We start from the raw sequence: 15,485 nt of genomic DNA on the forward strand, positions 1-15,485 counted from the left end.
ATGCCGGGCGCCATTCTGCGGCGGTCCGGCCTCATCCGAGGGCCTTTCCCATTGTCCGCCCCGCCCCGACCGACTAGATGGAGGGCACCACGAGCGGCAGGGACGAACCACGCGATGGAATTCGAAAAGGGGCCGAACGATCCGGCGACGCGGACGGAGCATCCTCTCGTCAAGCTGGCGCTGGAGCTCGGGCCGCTCGGTGTGTTCTTCTTCGCCAACGCCCGCTTCGACATCTTCGTCGCCACCGCCGCCTTCATGGCGGCCATGCTGGCGTCGCTGACGATCTCCTGGATCCTCACCCGCCGCCTGGCGGTGATGCCGGTGGTCACCGGCGTCGTGGTGCTGGTGTTCGGCACCCTCACCCTGGTGCTCCACGACGAGACCTTCATCAAGATGAAGCCCACCATCGTGAACGGGCTGTTCGCCGCCGTGCTCCTCGGCGGACTCTTCTTCGGCAAGGCGCTACTCGGCTACGTGTTCGACAGCGCCTTCCGGCTCGACGCGGAGGGCTGGCGCAAGCTCACCTTCCGGTGGGGCCTGTTCTTCATCCTGCTCGCCGTCCTCAACGAGGTGGTCTGGCGCACGCAGACGACCGATTTCTGGGTCGCCTTCAAGGTATGGGGCATCATGCCCATCACCATCCTGTTCTCGGCGCTGCAGCTGCCGCTTCTCACGCGGCACAGCCTCGACAGGGAGTGACGCCGTCCACGGCGTCCGGCGGGCTCAGGCCAGCGGATCGATGACGATCTCGTAGAGCCGCGCCGTCGAAGGCCGGGCGATCTCGTCGGCCAGCGACGCCTCCGGCAGGCCGGTCGCCGACGGGTCCACCGGCTTCGGCAGCATCCAGCGCAGGCGCGCCCAGCCCCGGCTCTGGCCTTCCGTCACCAGGGTCTCGACAAGCCGCCGGTCGACGCCCTCCCCGAACACCTCCGGGGCGGTGTAGAGCGCCTCGATCATGCCGACCCTGAGGCCCGACACCGGGTCCGGCAGGTCGAAGAAGACCGCGAAGCCGACCAGGCGATCGCCGTCGAAGGCCCCCACCACCTGGGCGGTGCGGTCCGACACCAGGAGCTCGGCGTAATACTCGTCCGGCCGCCGGGGCGCGCCGCGCTTCACCGCCTGGGCGTTCGCCGCGATGAGCGGCGCGAGGTCATGCGCATCCTTCTGGCCGAGCGCCCTCACGGTCACGGTCATGAAACTCCCCACCCGCTTGGCTGCAGCCCGCAAAGAGGCCTGGCGAACGCGAACGGCCGGCCTCGCCTGGCGAAGCCGGCCGTCGAATGTTGTCGTCGTCCACCGGGCGACCCGTCAACCCCGTCTCAAGGGGGAGACGGCGATCAGGCGAAGGTCCGGATGTCCACGAAGCGGCCGGCGATGGCCGCCGCCGCCGCCATGGCCGGCGACACCAGGTGGGTGCGGCCCTTGAAGCCCTGGCGCCCCTCGAAGTTGCGGTTCGAGGTGGATGCGCAGCGCTCGCCCGGCTTCAGCTTGTCGGCGTTCATGGCGAGGCACATGGAGCAGCCCGGCTCGCGCCACTCGAAGCCGGCGGCGAGGAAGATCTTGTCCAGCCCCTCCGCTTCCGCCTGCAGCTTCACGAGGCCGGAGCCCGGCACCACCATGGCGGACACCGTGTCGGCCACCCGGCGGCCCTCCACCACCTTGGCGGCGGCGCGCAGGTCCTCGATGCGGCCGTTGGTGCACGAGCCGATGAACACCTTGTCGATCGCGATGTCGGTGATCTTCGTGCCCGGAGTCAGGCCCATGTAGTCGAGCGCCCGCCACTTGGAGGCCCGCTTGTTCGGATCCTGGATGTCGTCCGGGTTCGGCACCACGCCGTTGACCGACACCACATCCTCCGGCGACGAGCCCCACGAGACGATCGGCGGCAGGTTGGCGGCATCGAGCCGCACCTCCCGGTCGAAGTGGGCGCCCTCGTCGGAGAAGAGGGTCCGCCAGTAGGAGACCGCCCGCTCGAAGGCCTCGCCGGTCGGGGCGCGCGGCTTGTCCTTGATGTAGGCGAAGGTCTTCTCGTCCGGCGCGATCAGGCCGGCGCGGGCGCCGCCCTCGATCGACATGTTGCAGACCGTCATGCGGCCTTCCATGGACAGGGCGCGGATCGCCTCTCCGGCATATTCCATCACGTAGCCGGTGCCGCCGGCGGTGCCGATCTCGCCGATGATGGCCAGGATGATGTCCTTGGCGGTCACGCCGTCGGGCAGCTGCCCGTCGACGGTGATCCGCATGTTCTTCGCCTTCTTCTGGATCAGCGTCTGGGTGGCGAGCACGTGCTCCACCTCCGACGTGCCGATGCCGTGGGCGAGCGCCCCGAAGGCCCCGTGCGTGGACGTGTGGCTGTCGCCGCACACGATGGTCATGCCCGGCAGGGTGAAGCCCTGCTCCGGCCCGACCACGTGGACGATGCCCTGCCGCCGGTCGAGCTCGTTGTAGTATTCGATGCCGAATTCCTTGGCGTTGATGGCGAGCTGCGCCACCTGCTCGGCGGATTCCGGATCGTCGATGCCGTGGCTGCGGTCGGTGGTCGGCACGTTGTGGTCGACGACCGCCAGCGTCTTCTGCGGCTGGTGGACCGGCCGGCCGGACACGCGCAGGCCCTCGAAGGCCTGCGGGCTCGTCACCTCGTGGACGAGGTGGCGGTCGATGTAGAGGAGAGCGGTGCCGTCCGGCTGCTGGTCGACCACGTGGTCGTCCCAGATCTTGTCGTAGAGGGTGCGCGGCTTCGTGGTCATGGCGTGCGCTTTCTCGGCTTGGAAGGTCTTCGGGAAGGGTCGCCGCGGCTTTGCTGGCGGCTGGCCTTCGGAACTGGGGAACGGAAATTCGGGCGCGCGGGCGTCGGTCTCGGATCAGCCGCTAAGTCGACCGTCCGCCGCGATCAGGCGCGCGAAGAAGCGCCACGGCAGGCGCGCGTGGTCGTGCACGGGGGTATAGTCCTCCGTGGTCGGCAGCACGACGCGGGCGAGCGATCTCTTCATGGCTCCGTCATATACGGAAAGCCGGGGAAAACGGCAACGGCGGTCTTGTGCTAGACTGCATTCCGGCGCGATCGGCGATGGGGGCTCAGATGGCGGACCAGGCGGTGAAACGCATGACGGTCGACGAATTCCTGGCCTGGGAGGCGCGCCAGGAGCTGAAATACGAACTCGTGGACGGCCAGCCGGTGATGATGACCGGCGGAACGGCCGCTCACGACACCGTGCGTGGGTCCATCTACGCGCAGTTCCGGCAGGCCGTGCGTGGCCGTCCATGCCGCGCCTTCCTGGACATGAAGGTCGTCTGCCAGAACGGCAACGTCCGCTACCCGGACGCCCAGATCGACTGCGGATCCACCCGGGACCGGGACATAGCCGCGGCCGGGCCCGTGGTGGTCGCGGAAGTCGTCTCCCCATCGTCCACAGTGACAGACTACATCGCCAAGGTTCGAGACTACGGCACGGTGCGGACGATTTCCACGTACCTGATCGTCCGGCAGGACGAAGTGGAGGTCACGGTCCTGAGGCGGGAGGGCGATCGGCTGGAATTGTCCGAGGTTCTCCGGGACGTCACGGACATGATCGACCTGCCCGAGGCCGGCATCAGGCTGGGCCTCGCCGACATCTACGGCGACGACACGCCCTCGACGCCGAACGGCTAGAGCATTCTCCGATCAAGTTGCACGACTTGATCGCCGAGAGAATGCTCCAGCTTATTGACTCTGGAGCGATTTCTTGTCGACCTGACGATTCAGTCAGGTCGGAAAGCTCTCTAGCCATGTCCACTCACGGCAGGATCAGGCCGGCTTCTCCGCCGTCAGCGAGAAGCTGAGCGGGAAGCGCACCGCGCCGTCCGGCAGGCGGTACGTGATCACGCGGCCGTCCTCGTCCCGGTCGGCCGGCACCATGGACGGGTAGAGCCGGTAGGGCAGCGTCTCGTGCTCCTGGAACCGCACGAGACGCAGGCCCGCATCGAGCACCCCGCCGAGGATGACCGACAGCGGGTGGATCCACTCGTAGTTCCGGGTGTTGGCGATCGGGCGCGGATCCCCCGTGTAGCTCGTCTCATCGTCCGTGGCGATCGGCGCGTCCGCGGCCGTCCGCCACGAAAACCGCGCCTCGATCCGGCCGTCGACCTCGTCGAGAACGAGCGCGGACGGATGCGTCTCGGCCAGGAACAGCCGCCCGCCGGGCCTCAGGAGCGACGCGGCGACGGCGGCCCAGCGGCCGATGTCCGGCAGCCAGTTGATGGCGCCCCAGGTCACGTAGACGAGGTCGAAGTCGCCGGAGAGCGCCTGCCGGGCCGCGTAGACGTCGGCCTCCACGAAGCTCACGTCCGGACGCCCGGCCCGCGACGCGAAGTCGCGCGCGGCCGCGACGGCGTTCGGCGAGAAGTCGAGGCCCACCGGCGAGGCGCCCAGGTGGGCGAGCGACAGGGTGTCGAGGCCGATGTGGCACTGGAGGTGGGCGACGCGCAGGCCCGTCACGTCGCCGATGCCGGCGCGGTCCACCGGATGCAGGCAGGACCGGCCGGCGAGAACGGCGGCGATGCCGTACATGCCGGTCTTATCGGTGGCGTGGAGGGCGGCCCGGTCGTCCCAGTTGGCGCGGTTGGCGGCGCGGAACGCATCCATGGGCTCTGCCTCCTCCGATCGAGAACCGGTCATCGCAGCCCCCGGAAAACACGACCGGACCGAAGCCGGCCCCTGGAAAAACAGAACGGGCGGCCGAAGCCGGTCCCGGAAACAGAACGGGCGGCCGAAGCCGCCCGTGATGGATCGCCAAAGGCTCGGCGCGCCTTACTCGGCGGCGTCCGCGGCCGGGGCGGCGTTGCTCGCCTTGGCGGCGTCGTTCAGCTTGCGGGCGCGGGCGTTGGTGGCCTCGAAGATGCGGGCCGACTTGCCGCGCAGATTGCGCAGGTAGTAGAGCTTGGCGCGGCGCACCTTGCCGCGGCGCACGACGTCGACCGAGTCGATCATCGGCGAGTACATCGGGAACACGCGCTCCACGCCCTCGCCATAGGAGATCTTGCGGACGGTGAAGCTCTCGTTGAGCCCGCCGCCGGACTTGGCGATGACGACGCCCTCATAGGCCTGCACGCGGGTGCGGCTGCCTTCGGTGACCTTCACGTTCACCCGGACGGTGTCGCCGGAGGAGAAGGCCGGCAGCTTGCGCTGCTTCTCGATCACGGCCATCTGCTCGGCTTCGAGCTCGAGGATGATGTTGCTCATCGTGTGTCCAATGCCTTTGTTTGATGCTGACCGACCAGAGCGTCCACGCGATCGTCCGAGGCATTCGTCCGACGAGGCCGATCGGCTTCGTTGCGGCGGGAATGCCCCGACCTGTTCCAGTCCGGAGCGATTGTGGCGACCGGGCGAGACCGCCAGGTCGAAAATCGCTCGAGGCGACGGGGGCGAATTCGTCGTTCTTGGCTATGCTTGGAATGACGGATGCGGGCTCTTACACCATGAGGCCCGCTTTGTCGACAGGGGCGGCGCTCGAAAAGCGGCGCTGGGCGGCCTCACCGGCCGGGCGGCAGCAGGTCCGGCCGCCGCTCCCGGGTGACGCGCTCCGCCTCCTCCCGCCGCCAGCGGGCGATCCGGCCATGGTCGCCGGAGAGGAGCACGGGCGGGATCGGCTCGCCCTCGAACACCGGCGGACGCGTGTACTGGGGATGCTCCAGGAGGCCGGTCTCGAAGCTCTCGGTCTCGCCGGACGCGTCGTTGCCCATCACGCCGGGGAGAAGCCGGACCACCGCGTCGAGGAGCACGAGGGCGGCGATCTCGCCGCCGGAGAGCACGTAGTCGCCGATCGACACCTCCTCCAGGCCGCGCCGGCGGACGAGGCGATCGTCCACGCCCTCGAACCGGCCGCAGACGATCACGGCGCCGGGTCCCGCCGCGAGCGCCCGCACCCGCGCCTGGGTGAGCGGCCGGCCGCGCGGCGTCATCAGGATCCGTGGCCGCCGATCCCCCTCCGGCGCGGCGGCGTCGATGGCGGCGGCCAGAACGTCGGCGCGCATCACCATGCCGGGGCCGCCGCCGGCGGGCGTGTCGTCCACGTGGCGGTGCCGGTCGGTGGCGAAGTCCCGGATCTGCACCGGCTCCAGCGCCCACCGGCCGGCCTCCAGCGCCCGGCCGGCGAGACTGACGCCGAGCGGGCCCGGGAACATTTCCGGATAAAGCGTCAGCACGCTCGCCCGGAACGGCCCTGCGCCGTCCCGGACGTCGTCGGCGGCGGTCGGGACGCCGGTCATTGGTCGTCGTCCCCGGACGGTGCCGGCCCGTCCGGGCCGTCCGCCCCGGCGGGCGGTTCGCCGGCCTCGTCCAGAAGGCCGTCCGGCGGGTCGATCACCACCTTGCGGGCCTCGAAGTCGACGGTCGGCACCACCGCCCGGGTGAACGGCACGTAGAGGGACGAGCGGCCGGGCCGGCGCACCTCCAGGAGGTCGTCGGAGCCGAAGTTCGGCACCGCCACGACGGTGCCCACCGGCTCTCCGGCGATCGTCTCGACCGCAAGGCCGATCAGGTCCGCGTGGTAGAACTCGTCCTCGTCGTCCGGGTCCGGCAGGGCGGACCGGTCCACATGGAGCCGGGTGCGGTTCAGCTTCTCCGCGGCGGTCCGGTCGGTCACGCCCTTGAAGGCGACCACCAGCATGTCGGCCTTCAGCGGCCGGGCGGAGACCACCTCGAACGTACGCCCCCGGTCGTCGTGGAGAGGACCGTAGTCCTGGAAGGCCTCCGGATCCGCCGTGTGCGACTTCACCCGCACCTCGCCCCGGACGCCATGGGCGGCGCCGATCTCGGCGAGGAGGACGGACGTGGGCGGCAGGTCTCTGGTCACGGATCGCCTCTCGTCAAGTCATCGGACACACGGCCCGGCTGCCTGCGGGCCCGGTCGGAAACGGAACGGCCCCGGCGAGGACCGTCCGCCGTCAGGCGGACCGGGTCCCGTCGAGGCCGCGGGGTCCGGCGCCCGTCGGACGCCGGAGGCTCGGATGCGGACCGATCACTCGGCCGAGGCGGCCTCGGCGGCCTTGGCCTCGCGCTCGGCGGCGCGCTCCTTGGCCTTGGCGCCCGGCTCGGCCTTCTGCGGGTTGCTGCGGGCGGGACGCTGGGCGAGGCCGGCGGCGTCCAGGAAGCGCAGCACGCGGTCGGTCGGCTGGGCGCCGTGGGAGAGCCAGTGCTTGGCCCGGTCTACGTCGAGCTTCACCCGATCCTCGGCATCGCGCGGCTTCAGCGGGTCGAAGGTGCCGATCTTCTCGATGAAGCGGCCGTCGCGCGGCGCGCGGGCGTCGGCGATGACGATCGAGTAGTGCGGGCGCTTCTTGGCGCCGCCGCGGGCGAGACGGATCTTCAGGGACATGGCTTTGGTCTTCCTCAGGTTGATCTTCGTGTGGTGTCTTCGGACGCGCCGGCCGAACCGGTCGCCGTCGAGGCTTGTCGGGACGGTCGCCTGGACCGCCCCTGCGAGGAGCGCCCGCCCACCCGTCCGAAGGGTGCGGCCGGCGCCCGGCTCATTTCTTCTTCGGGCCCTTCCCCATGCCGGGCAGGCCCGGCAGTCGGGGCATGCCGCCCATGCCGGGCAGGCCGCCGAGGCCGGGGGGGAGGCCCTTCGAAAGCCCGGGGGGCAGGCCCGGCGGAAGACCGCCTGCGCCGCCGCCCATGCCCATGTCCTTGGCCATCTTCTCCAGCGCGGCCGGATCCATGTTGGCGAGGTCCGGCATGCCGCCGCCGCCGCCCAGCATCTTGCCGAGGCCGCCGAACAGGCCGCCCTTCTGCTTGCCCATGGCCTTCATCATGTCGGCCATCTGCCGGTGCATCTTCAGCACCTTGTTGACGTCCGCCACGTCCGTGCCCGAGCCGGCCGCGATCCGCCGCCGCCGCTTGGCGTCGAGGAGGGCCGGCTTGGCGCGCTCCTTCTTGGTCATCGACTGGATGACGGCGATCTGGCGCTTCAGGAACCTGTCGTCGAGGCCGGCGGCGGCCATCTGGCCCTTCATCTTTCCCATGCCGGGCATGAGGCCCATGATGCCGCCCATGCCGCCGAGCTTCTGCATCTGCTTCAGCTGCTCGGCGAGGTCATCGAGGTCGAACTCGCCCTTGCCCATGCGGGCGGCCATCTTGGCCGCCTTCTCGGCGTCGATGTTGGCCGCGGCCTTCTCGACGAGGGCCACGATGTCGCCCATGCCGAGGATGCGGTCGGCGACGCGTGACGGATGGAAATCCTCCAGCGCGTCCGCCTTCTCGCCGACGCCCATGAGCTTGATCGGCTTGCCGGTCACGGCGCGCATGGAGAGCGCGGCGCCGCCGCGGCCGTCGCCGTCCACGCGGGTCAGCACGATGCCGGTGATGCCGATCCGCCCGTCGAAGGCGCGCGCGGTGTTCACCGCGTCCTGGCCGGTGAGCGCGTCGGCGACGAGCAGCACCTCGTGCGGGTCGGTGATGCGCTTGACCTCGGCCGCCTCGCCCATCAGGGCCTCGTCCACGGTCACGCGGCCGGCGGTGTCGAGGATCACCACGTCGTAGCCGCCGAGGCGCGCGGCGGTCATCGCCCGCCCGGCGATCTCCACCGCCGACTGGCCGGCGACGATCGGCAACGTGTCGACGCCGTTCTGCTCGCCGAGCACCCGCAGCTGCTCCATGGCGGCCGGACGGCGCGTGTCGAGCGACGCCATCAGCACCCGCTTGCGCTCGCGCTCCTTCAGGCGGCGCGCGATCTTGGCCGTGGTGGTGGTCTTGCCGGAGCCCTGGAGGCCGACCATCAGGATCGGCACCGGCGCGGCCGCGTGCAGGTCGATCGGCCTGGCGTCCGACCCGAGGGTCGACACCAGCTCGTCATGAACGATCTTGACCACCATCTGGCCGGGGGTGATCGACTTCACCACCTCGGCGCCGACCGCGCGGGCCTTCACCCGGTCGGTGAAGGACTTCACCACGTCGAGCGCGACGTCCGCCTCCAGGAGCGCCCGCCGCACCTCGCGCATGGCCTCCGACACGTCGGCCTCCGACAACGCACCGCGGCGGGTGAGTTTGTCGAAGATGCCGCTCAGGCGATCGGACAGGCTCTCGAACATCGGGTCTCACTTTCACGAACCGGAGGGAAGCCCCGTTCATGTGGTCGCGGTCGTCGCCGGACCCAAGCCCGTCCGGTCGCCTTGCGCCAGACGCCCGACGCGACGGCCCGGACGGGCCATGGCGCAAAGGCGAAGCGCACCCGCGGGCGCGTCGCGCTGGCGGGTGGGGACCTCCGGGGTCACGGCCCCGGTCGGTGGCTCGGGCACGAAACGGCCGAGAATGAGCGGGTCGTTACGCCGTCGGGCCCGTCGAGTCAAGACCATCCGGCCGCCGGGCGGTCGATCAGGTCCCGCTCGACGGCATGTCGGCGACGCCCGCCCGGTAGTCGCGCGGCGTCACGCCGAACCGGCGGCGGAAGGCACGGTTGAAGGTGGAGAGATCGTGGAACCCCACCGCGAACGCCACGTCGCTGATCCGTTCGGCACCGTCCGGCCGGCGGATCAGGTCGGCGGCCCGCGCGACGCGGATCTCGCGCAGCCGGTCCGAGAAGGTGTCGCCGTCCTCCTCGAGGAGCATCTGGACCGACCGGACCGACATCCCCATGGCGCCCGCGACGGCGGCGAGATCGAGGTCCGGGTCCGCATGCCGCTCCACGATGAGGTCGCGCAGCCGCTGCCGGCGCGCGGCCCGGATGCCGTCCCGCCCCGAAACGTCCGGCGCCTCCGGCCTCAGCGTGGCGGCCACCAGGTCGGCCACGTGCCGGCCGGCCGTGGGTCCGAGGCGATCGAGGAGCGCAGGGCCGGAGGAGCGCAGGGTATCCAGGTAGCCCTTGAGGAGACCGAGGCAGTTGGCGTCGGTCGGCCCCAGCTGGCCGCCGATCCGCTCGGCGTCCACCCCGCGGCTGCGCAGATCCGCCTTGGCGATCTTGATGCCGATGAAGCCGCCGCCGGCCGGCACCGCCACGCGGCTCGGCCGCGCCGTGTTGAGCACGGCCACCTGCCAGGGCCGCAGGTCGAAGCCCGAGCCGCCGCTGGAGGCGCTGAGCACGCCCTCCGTCACAAGGTTGACGGTCACGCAGTCCTCGTCGGCGGCCGTGTGGCGGGACGCCCGCGAAAACGCGATCGCGCTCAGCTGATAGTAGGCGACGAACACGGGCCCGCCGAGGACCAGATCCACCCGGGCCCGCATGGGACCGAGCGCGAGCGGCTCCACGTCCACAGCCAGGACGGTCTCGGAGAAGCGGCGGTTGAACGTCTCCACGGACGCCCGGTCCAGGCGCTCGCCCGGGGACGAGAGATCGATCCGGCGCGCGAACGGCTTGCCGTCCCCGGGCCCGGTCAGGGCGTCCGTCGTCGTCGGAGCCTCCGTCATCTCTCATGCCCCCCACGTCCCGTCGAAGCATAGGCCGATGCGCGTGTTTTGCGCGAGTCGCCGAGGATCCTTGCGTCCGGTGCAGAGACGGTTCGGTGTGCCTGTGGTATGTTTCTGGACTGTAACATGGGATCGGACGCTTGCGAAACGGGCGCGCCGTCCCTTTCGGTTTCTGCTTGTGACGGTGTTGAGGGACCGGCCATGCGGTCGACGACCCATAACCTCAGCGAAGATCTTCTCGAGGCGATCTACGCTTGCGCCCTGGCGCCGGAACGGTGGCCGGCGACCCTGCAGAGCGTGTGCGACGCCGTCGGCGCGGACGCCGCCGCGCTCGTCGTGCACGACCAGACCAGCCGGACGGCGTCGGCCGTCAACGCGGCCAGCACCGACCCCATCCTGGCGCGGGACTATTGCGAGCGGTTCGCCCGGCTCAATCCGCACCTGGCGCACATCCGGACCAATCCCCTGGAGGGCCGCGTCACCACCAGCCTGACGGCGCTGGAGCCCGCGCGTTTCCGCGGCTCCCGCTTCTACGAGGAATGGTGCCGGCCGAGCGGCATCCACGAACTCGCGATCGCCGAACTCGCCCGCACGCCCACCCACCTCGGCACGCTCGGATTCGCCCGCGCCGACGCGGCCGGCCCGTTCGACCTGGAGGCGGTCGAGGTCCTGGAGGCCTACGCGCCCCACCTCGGCCGCGCCGCGCGCCTGTCCGCGCTCGTGCGCGAGGAGCGCGCCGCCGCGGACGCCCTCGGCGCCATGGTGGAGCGGCTCGCGGTCGCGACCCTCGTGGTCAACGCCGCCGGACGCGTCGTGCGGGCCAACGTCGCCGGCGAACGCCTGATCGAGGAGGGCCGGATGCTGACGGCCCGGGACCGACGGATCCGCTTCGCCGACCCGAAGGCCGACGCCACCGTGCAGCGGATGGTGTCCGGCCGGGGCGGCCTGCCGGTCTTCGTGGTCGCCCGCGACGTCGGCGGCACGGCACGCCTCGTCACCGTCATGCCGCCCTCGGAGGAGACCGGCGGCCTCGCCGTGGTGCTCGTCGGCCGGGCCCAGTCCCAGCCGGCGGACACGGACCGGATCATGACCGACGTGTTCGGCCTGACGGCGGCGGAGAACCGGGTGCTCGGCCTCCTGGTCGGCGGCCTGTCGCCGACCGAGGCGGCGGACCGGCTCGGCCTCTCCATCGCGACGGTCCGCACCCACATCCGCCGGGTGCTCGACAAGACCGGGACCAGCCGCCAGGCCGACCTCATGTGCGTGGTCCACCGGGTGGTGCCGCCGCTCACCCTGGAATGACCGACGCGGCCGCACGCCCTCTTCCGCCGGACGGCGGAAAGGCTTAAGTGACCGCAAGGGCCGCCCCGGAGCGGCCGTCCAGCATGGGCGAGGCGCGTCGGGCCATGGGTGTCCCCTTCGTCAAGATGAACGGCATCGGCAACGAGATCGTCGTGGTGGATCTGCGCGGCCGGAGCGAGCGGATCGGCCCGGACGCCGCCCGGGCGATCGCCGCCCTGCCGGGCGCCCGCTTCGACCAGCTCATGGTGCTGATGACGCCCGTCACGCCCATGACCGACGCCTACATGCGGATCTGGAACGTGGACGGGTCCGAATCCGCCGCCTGCGGCAACGGCACCCGCTGCGTCGCCCGGCTCCTGTTCGAGCGCGAGGGCAAGTCGGCCGTGCTGCTGGAAACCCGCGCGGGGCTTCTCAAGGCGCGCGACGCCGGCGGGCTCGTCACCGTCGACATGGGCTCGCCGCGGTTCGGCTGGCAGGACATCCCGCTCGCCGAGCCGTTCGCCGACACCCGGGCGATCGAATTGCAGATCGGCCCCATCGACGCGCCGATCCTGCACTCGCCGAGCGTCGTCAACGTGGGCAACCCGCACGCGGTCTTCTTCGTCGACGACGTCGACGCCTACGACCTCGGCCGCATCGGCCCCATGCTGGAAAACCACCCCATCTTCCCGGAACGGGCCAACATCTCGCTCGCCCGCGTCACCGCGCCCGACGCCCTGACCCTGAAGGTGTGGGAGCGCGGCGCCGGCCTGACCCGGGCCTGCGGGTCGGCCGCCTGCGCGGCCGCTGTGGCGGCCGCCCGCACCGGCCGAACCGGCCGCACCGTCACGGTCGGCCTGCCGGGCGGCGACCTGATCGTCGAGTGGACCGGCGACGACCGCATCCTGATGACCGGCGCCACCGAGCACGAGCACGAGGGCGTGCTGCCGGCGGAGGTGTTCGGCCTCGCCGCCGCCGGCTGAGCCCGCGCGGGGGTCTGCGGACCGGCCATGCGCTGGCAATTTCGGTCCGTTTCCGCCATATAGCCCGCGACGGGCCGGTGCGGCCCCACGACGACGGGAACGGACGACGACCCATGGCCATCGAGGTGGTCACGTTCGGGTGCCGGCTCAATACGGCCGAATCCGAGGTGATGAAGAGACAGGCGGAGGCCGCGGGCCTCACGGACGCCGTGCTGGTCAACACCTGCGCGGTGACCGGCGAGGCCGTGCGCCAGGCCCGCCAGGCGATCCGCCGCGCCCGCCGCGAGAACCCGGCCGCCCGCATCATCGTCACCGGGTGCGCCGCCCAGACCGACCCGGCCGGCTTCGCCGCCATGGCGGAGGTGGACCTCGTCGTGGGCAACGCCGAGAAGCTGACCGAGACCGCCTATGCGTCGCTCCCGGACTTCGGCGTCTCCGCCGAGGAGAAGACCCGCGTCAACGACATCATGAGCGTGACGGAGACCGCGCTCCACCTGGTGGACGGGTTCGAGGGCCGCGCCCGCGCCTTCGTCCAGGTGCAGAACGGCTGCGACCATCGCTGCACCTTCTGCATCATTCCGTTCGGCCGCGGCAACTCGCGCTCCGTGCCCATGGGCGACGTGGTCGGCCAGGTGCGGCGCCTGGTGGAGAACGGCTATGCGGAGGTGGTCCTCACAGGGGTCGACCTCACCTCCTACGGCGCCGACCTGCCCGGCGCGCCGCCCCTCGGCCGGCTCACCCGGACGCTCCTCAAGGAGGTGCCGGACCTGAAGCGGCTGCGCATCTCGTCGATCGACAGCATCGAGGCGGACGCCGACCTGATGCGGGCGATCGCCGAGGAGGAGCGGCTGATGCCGCACATGCACCTGTCGCTGCAGCACGGCGACGACCTGATCCTGAAGCGCATGAAGCGCCGGCACGGCCGGGCGGACGCCATCCGCTTCTGCGACGAGGCCCGGCGCCTGCGCCCCGACATGGTGTTCGGGGCCGACCTCATCGCGGGCTTTCCGACCGAGACCGACGCCATGGCGGACAACTCCGCCCGCATCGTGGAGGAGTGCGGCCTGACCCACCTCCACGTCTTCCCCTATTCGCCGCGTCCCGGCACCCCCGCCGCCCGCATGCCCCAGCTCGACAAGGCGCTCGTCAAGGACCGGGCGGCGCGCCTTCGCGCCGTCGGCGAGGCGGCCTTCGCCCGCCACCTCGCCGGGGAGGCGGGCCGCGCCCGGCAGGTGCTGGTGGAAAAGCCCGGCGTCGGCCGCACCGAGCAGTTCACCCTGACCGAGATCGACCGCGGCGCTCCGGGCGAGATCGTGCCGGCGGTCGTCACCGGCCACACCGTCCGGGCGCTCGTCGCCCGCGCCGCCTGACGGGCCCTCGCGCCCGGCCCATCGCACACGAAGGACGGACAGCCCATGGCCGAGGACAAGAAGCCGGGATTCTTCCGCTCCCTCTTCGGAGGCGGCAAGCCGGAGCCGGCCGCGCCGGACCCCGCGCCCGAACGCCCTTCCTCCCCCGACCCGCAGACCTCCCCCGACCCGCAGGCGTCGCCCGAACCCATGGAGATGCCCGAGCGCGCCCGCGACGCCACCGAGGCGCGCCGGGCCGACGAGCCGCCCTCCCGCCTGCCCCTGCCCATCTACGGCGCCCCGCCGCCGGACCCCGAGCCGGTCGCCCCCGGGCCCGCGCCGGCCCCCGCAGAACCGTCGCCTCCCGTCCCGCCGTCCCCCGCGGCCGTGTCTCCGACGTCCGCGCCCCCGGTCGCCGCCTCTCCCGCCGTCCAGGACGGCGGACCCAAGCGCTCCTGGCTGCAGCGGCTGCGCGAGGGTCTCGGCCGCTCGTCCAACGCCATCGGCGGCGGCATCGTGTCCATCTTCACCAAGCGCAAGCTCGACGACGAGACGCTGGAGGAGCTGGAGAACGTGCTGATCCAGGCCGACCTCGGAGTGAAGACCGCCCTCGCCATCACCGGGCGGCTCGCCGAGGGCCGCTTCGGCAAGGACATCGGCGACGCGGAGGTCAAGGCCATCCTGGCCGACGAGGTGGAGAAGGTGCTGAGGCCCGTGGCCGAGCCCTTCGTGGTCAAGCCCGAGCACAAGCCGCACGTGGTCCTGGTGGTCGGCGTCAACGGGTCCGGCAAGACCACGACCCTCGGCAAGCTCGCCGCCAAGTTCACCGCCGAGGGCCGGTCGGTCCTCCTCGCCGCCGGCGACACCTTTAGGGCCGCCGCCATCGACCAGCTGAAGGTCTGGGGCGAGCGCACCCGCGTGCCGGTGGTGGCCCGTCCGGTCGGGTCCGACGCGGCCGGGCTCGCCTTCGACGCCGTGACCGAGGGCAGGGCCAAGGGCCTCGACATCGTCCTGATCGACACCGCCGGCCGCCTGCAGAACAAGGCGGAGCTCATGTCCGAGCTCGAGAAGGTCGTCCGGGTGATCCGCAAGGTGGACCCGTCCGCGCCCCACGATGTGCTCCTGGTGCTCGACGCCACCACGGGCCAGAACGCCCTCAACCAGGTGGAGGTGTTCGAGCGGAGCGCCGGCGTCACCGGCCTCGTGATGACGAAGCTCGACGGCACCGCGCGCGGCGGCATCCTGGTGGCGATCGCCGAGCGCTTCCGGCTGCCGGTGCACTTCATCGGCGTCGGCGAGGGGGTCGACGACCTGGAGCCGTTCGCCGCCAAGGATTTCGCGCGCGCCATCGCGGGCCTGGAGGGCTGACCGGCGCCGGACGAGCCTCGCGCCGGGCCCGCCGTCGGCCCGGGGCACCCCTTGCCTGCCTTTTTCGTCACCATGCCTATCCGGTGGGCTTCCGTCCCGACCTCAAGTGTCGTGTAATGCCGGCCCCGT

At 71.4% G+C, this 15,485-nt stretch carries 16 protein-coding genes; 6 read left to right on the forward strand and 10 right to left on the reverse strand.

All coding sequences use genetic code 11. The features are described 5' to 3' along the window. The first annotated feature begins 114 nt into the window (after positions 1 to 114). Positions 115 to 699 (forward strand): septation protein A, encoded by a 585-nt coding sequence (locus HND91_RS03095; RefSeq protein ID WP_181705036.1) that lies wholly within the window; start codon positions 115 to 117, stop codon positions 697 to 699. Between the two features lie 24 nt (positions 700 to 723). Here the strand turns inward: HND91_RS03095 and HND91_RS03100 are convergent, their stop codons facing one another. The 3 genes from HND91_RS03100 to HND91_RS23010 form a co-directional block, all read right to left on the reverse strand. Continuing rightward, complete coding sequence (locus HND91_RS03100) at positions 724 to 1,194, reverse strand: GNAT family N-acetyltransferase (protein WP_181705037.1); 471 nt, start codon at positions 1,192 to 1,194, stop codon at positions 724 to 726. Positions 1,195 to 1,337: 143 nt separating this feature from the next. Further along, on the reverse strand, positions 1,338 to 2,747 hold the full coding sequence (gene leuC, locus HND91_RS03105; protein WP_181705038.1) for a 3-isopropylmalate dehydratase large subunit: 1,410 nt from the start codon (positions 2,745 to 2,747) through the stop codon (positions 1,338 to 1,340). A 114-nt stretch (positions 2,748 to 2,861) separates the two neighbouring features. Further along, positions 2,862 to 2,990: a hypothetical protein gene (locus HND91_RS23010; protein WP_281379004.1), complete on the reverse strand. Its 129-nt coding sequence runs from the start codon at positions 2,988 to 2,990 to the stop codon at positions 2,862 to 2,864. A 113-nt stretch (positions 2,991 to 3,103) separates the two neighbouring features. Here HND91_RS23010 and HND91_RS03110 point away from each other — a divergent pair, with 113 nt between their 5' ends. Continuing rightward, a complete protein-coding gene (locus HND91_RS03110) occupies positions 3,104 to 3,649 on the forward strand; it encodes a Uma2 family endonuclease (protein WP_181705039.1) in 546 nt (181 codons plus the stop codon). A 135-nt stretch (positions 3,650 to 3,784) separates the two neighbouring features. Here HND91_RS03110 and HND91_RS03115 read toward each other — a convergent pair whose 3' ends face one another. The 7 genes from HND91_RS03115 to HND91_RS03145 form a co-directional block, all read right to left on the reverse strand. After that, positions 3,785 to 4,621: a class I SAM-dependent methyltransferase gene (locus HND91_RS03115; RefSeq protein WP_181705040.1), complete on the reverse strand. Its 837-nt coding sequence runs from the start codon at positions 4,619 to 4,621 to the stop codon at positions 3,785 to 3,787. A 165-nt stretch (positions 4,622 to 4,786) separates the two neighbouring features. Then, a complete protein-coding gene (rplS, locus tag HND91_RS03120) occupies positions 4,787 to 5,218 on the reverse strand; it encodes a 50S ribosomal protein L19 (RefSeq protein WP_181705041.1) in 432 nt (143 codons plus the stop codon). A gap of 290 nt (positions 5,219 to 5,508) precedes the next feature. Beyond that, positions 5,509 to 6,243, reverse strand: coding sequence for a tRNA (guanosine(37)-N1)-methyltransferase TrmD (gene trmD / locus HND91_RS03125; protein ID WP_181705042.1), 735 nt, complete (start codon positions 6,241 to 6,243; stop codon positions 5,509 to 5,511). Beyond that, complete coding sequence (rimM, locus tag HND91_RS03130; protein ID WP_343057048.1) at positions 6,240 to 6,830, reverse strand: ribosome maturation factor RimM; 591 nt, start codon at positions 6,828 to 6,830, stop codon at positions 6,240 to 6,242. The genes trmD and rimM overlap by 4 nt, the downstream gene beginning before the upstream one ends. Positions 6,831 to 6,995: 165 nt before the next feature. Beyond that, positions 6,996 to 7,352 carry a 30S ribosomal protein S16 gene (rpsP, locus tag HND91_RS03135; protein ID WP_181705043.1) on the reverse strand — a complete coding sequence of 119 codons (357 nt, stop codon included), beginning with the start codon at positions 7,350 to 7,352 and terminating at the stop codon, positions 6,996 to 6,998. 151 nt (positions 7,353 to 7,503) lie between these two features. After that, positions 7,504 to 9,063, reverse strand: a complete 1,560-nt coding sequence (ffh, locus tag HND91_RS03140; protein ID WP_181705044.1) for a signal recognition particle protein — start codon at positions 9,061 to 9,063, stop codon at positions 7,504 to 7,506. A gap of 283 nt (positions 9,064 to 9,346) precedes the next feature. Beyond that, a complete protein-coding gene (locus HND91_RS03145) occupies positions 9,347 to 10,375 on the reverse strand; it encodes an AraC family transcriptional regulator (RefSeq protein ID WP_181705045.1) in 1,029 nt (342 codons plus the stop codon). 201 nt (positions 10,376 to 10,576) lie between these two features. On the opposite strand from HND91_RS03145, the gene HND91_RS03150 reads away from it, so the two are divergent. The 4 genes from HND91_RS03150 (at position 10,577) to ftsY (ending at position 15,356) form a co-directional block, all read left to right on the forward strand. Further along, positions 10,577 to 11,677, forward strand: coding sequence for a helix-turn-helix transcriptional regulator (locus tag HND91_RS03150; RefSeq protein WP_181705046.1), 1,101 nt, complete (start codon positions 10,577 to 10,579; stop codon positions 11,675 to 11,677). Positions 11,678 to 11,760: 83 nt separating this feature from the next. Continuing rightward, positions 11,761 to 12,639, forward strand: a complete 879-nt coding sequence (dapF, locus tag HND91_RS03155; RefSeq protein ID WP_425485417.1) for a diaminopimelate epimerase — start codon at positions 11,761 to 11,763, stop codon at positions 12,637 to 12,639. A gap of 113 nt (positions 12,640 to 12,752) precedes the next feature. Further along, positions 12,753 to 14,009, forward strand: a complete 1,257-nt coding sequence (gene mtaB, locus HND91_RS03160; protein ID WP_181705047.1) for a tRNA (N(6)-L-threonylcarbamoyladenosine(37)-C(2))-methylthiotransferase MtaB — start codon at positions 12,753 to 12,755, stop codon at positions 14,007 to 14,009. 45 nt (positions 14,010 to 14,054) lie between these two features. Next, a complete protein-coding gene (ftsY, locus tag HND91_RS03165) occupies positions 14,055 to 15,356 on the forward strand; it encodes a signal recognition particle-docking protein FtsY (RefSeq protein ID WP_181705048.1) in 1,302 nt (433 codons plus the stop codon). The last annotated feature ends 129 nt before the right edge of the window (positions 15,357 to 15,485 follow it).

Origin of the sequence: Chthonobacter rhizosphaerae (assembly GCF_013839525.1) — a bacterium.
GTDB classification, from domain to species: Bacteria; Pseudomonadota; Alphaproteobacteria; order Rhizobiales; family Pleomorphomonadaceae; genus Chthonobacter; species Chthonobacter rhizosphaerae.

Excerpts from the sequence above, each read along its gene's own strand:
- HND91_RS23010 (WP_281379004.1), bottom strand. The coding sequence starts at position 2,990 with ATGAAGAGATCGCTCGCCCGCGTCGTGCTGCCGACCACGGAGGACTAT.
- HND91_RS03115 (WP_181705040.1), bottom strand. The coding sequence starts at position 4,621 with ATGGATGCGTTCCGCGCCGCCAACCGCGCCAACTGGGACGACCGGGCC.
- HND91_RS03100 (WP_181705037.1), bottom strand. The coding sequence starts at position 1,194 with ATGACCGTGACCGTGAGGGCGCTCGGCCAGAAGGATGCGCATGACCTC.
- HND91_RS03150 (WP_181705046.1), top strand. The coding sequence starts at position 10,577 with ATGCGGTCGACGACCCATAACCTCAGCGAAGATCTTCTCGAGGCGATC.
- rplS (WP_181705041.1), bottom strand. The coding sequence starts at position 5,218 with ATGAGCAACATCATCCTCGAGCTCGAAGCCGAGCAGATGGCCGTGATC.
- trmD (WP_181705042.1), bottom strand. The coding sequence starts at position 6,243 with ATGACCGGCGTCCCGACCGCCGCCGACGACGTCCGGGACGGCGCAGGG.
- dapF (WP_425485417.1), top strand. The coding sequence starts at position 11,761 with ATGGGCGAGGCGCGTCGGGCCATGGGTGTCCCCTTCGTCAAGATGAAC.
- mtaB (WP_181705047.1), top strand. The coding sequence starts at position 12,753 with ATGGCCATCGAGGTGGTCACGTTCGGGTGCCGGCTCAATACGGCCGAA.
- ffh (WP_181705044.1), bottom strand. The coding sequence starts at position 9,063 with ATGTTCGAGAGCCTGTCCGATCGCCTGAGCGGCATCTTCGACAAACTC.
- rpsP (WP_181705043.1), bottom strand. The coding sequence starts at position 7,352 with ATGTCCCTGAAGATCCGTCTCGCCCGCGGCGGCGCCAAGAAGCGCCCG.
- ftsY (WP_181705048.1), top strand. The coding sequence starts at position 14,055 with ATGGCCGAGGACAAGAAGCCGGGATTCTTCCGCTCCCTCTTCGGAGGC.
- leuC (WP_181705038.1), bottom strand. The coding sequence starts at position 2,747 with ATGACCACGAAGCCGCGCACCCTCTACGACAAGATCTGGGACGACCAC.
- HND91_RS03145 (WP_181705045.1), bottom strand. The coding sequence starts at position 10,375 with ATGACGGAGGCTCCGACGACGACGGACGCCCTGACCGGGCCCGGGGAC.
- HND91_RS03095 (WP_181705036.1), top strand. The coding sequence starts at position 115 with ATGGAATTCGAAAAGGGGCCGAACGATCCGGCGACGCGGACGGAGCAT.
- HND91_RS03110 (WP_181705039.1), top strand. The coding sequence starts at position 3,104 with ATGACGGTCGACGAATTCCTGGCCTGGGAGGCGCGCCAGGAGCTGAAA.